The following is a 1,126-nucleotide window of genomic DNA, read 5'->3' on the forward strand; positions in this document are numbered from 1 at the left end:
GATCCGAGATGGCGAGAGGTCTTTGTCTTTTTGGCTGGGTTGCTGCCGGATGGAACAGCTCTGATGGAGCAACTGCGTGGCAGCGTGGGACGCGTAGGAGCGGACGATCCGGCGGTTCGCCGATTCGTCGCACATGTTATGGCGGAGTACGAAAAGCGCGAACCCCTATGGCGCCTGGAAACTCGTCCGCGAGGTGATCAAGAACAAATTGCCTATGTCGGCAAGTCACCCGTGATGCGCATGCTTGACATGCTTCGCCGCCGCTTGGACGCCGTGAGTTGGCTTGTGGATCGTAGCGGATTACGCCTGAAGACTCAGATCGCCGAAGAACTCTTAATCGCTGCGGAGTCCGATCTACAGCACCTAAATGCCGATGCCGTGAACTCTGTGCAGCTCATGACTTATCTTCAAGCTGCGGTGCTCGCAATAGATTGCGCCTCGGTAGCCGTGGTTGAAAACCGAATGCGGACCGTGGCGTGGATCTTTGCGCCGCTTCGATCATGAAGAAGCCTGGGCGCACCCCGCGGCCGCCGCCGTCAGAAGGGCTCGACGGGCAGCGCGCGCTTGTGGGCGCTCTTGCGATGCGTCGCAAGAATGACCTGGCGGGCTGAGGCCGAAACCGGCTTGCCTTCGAGGAAGTCGTCGATCTGCTCGTAGGTGACGCCGAAGGCGTCTTCGTCGGGCTTGCCCGGCACCAGCGATTCGAGGTCGGCGGTGGGCACCTTGTAGACCAGCGCGTCGGGCGCGCCCAGCAGTTGGGCCACCGCGCGCACGCAGCGCTTGTTGAGGCCCGTGAGCGGCGTGATGTCGGCCGCGCCGTCGCCGAACTTGGTGAAGAAGCCCATCAGCGCTTCGGCTGCATGGTCGGTGCCGATGACGATGCCGTCGTGCGCGCCGGCCACCGCGAACTGCGCAATCATGCGCTGGCGCGCCTTGATGTTGCCGAGCACGAAGTCTTCGTGCGCCGCGTCGCGGAACGTGAGGTCGCCGGCCTTCAGCGCCGCGAGCATGCCGTCGGCGGCGGGGCGGATGTCGACGGTGATGGTGCGGTCTGGCTTCATCACCGCGAGCGAGGCCTGCGCCTCGGCTTCGTCTTTCTGCACGCCGTAGGGCAGGCGCATCGCGA

2 protein-coding genes are annotated in these 1,126 nt (G+C 63.9%); one reads left to right on the forward strand and one right to left on the reverse strand.

Going from position 1 to position 1,126, the window contains the following annotated elements:
• Nucleotides 1–504: hypothetical protein (locus ACSFA2_RS25650; protein WP_435458146.1), on the forward strand; the 504-nt coding region annotated here is incomplete at its 5' end.
• Between the two features lie 32 nt (nucleotides 505–536).
• Here the strand turns inward: ACSFA2_RS25650 and nadE are convergent.
• Nucleotides 537–1,126: ammonia-dependent NAD(+) synthetase (gene nadE / locus ACSFA2_RS25655; RefSeq protein WP_435458147.1), on the reverse strand; the 590-nt coding region annotated here is incomplete at its 5' end.

Origin of the sequence: Variovorax cryoconiti (assembly GCF_051216395.1) — a bacterium.
Lineage (GTDB): Bacteria > Pseudomonadota > Gammaproteobacteria > Burkholderiales > Burkholderiaceae_C > Variovorax.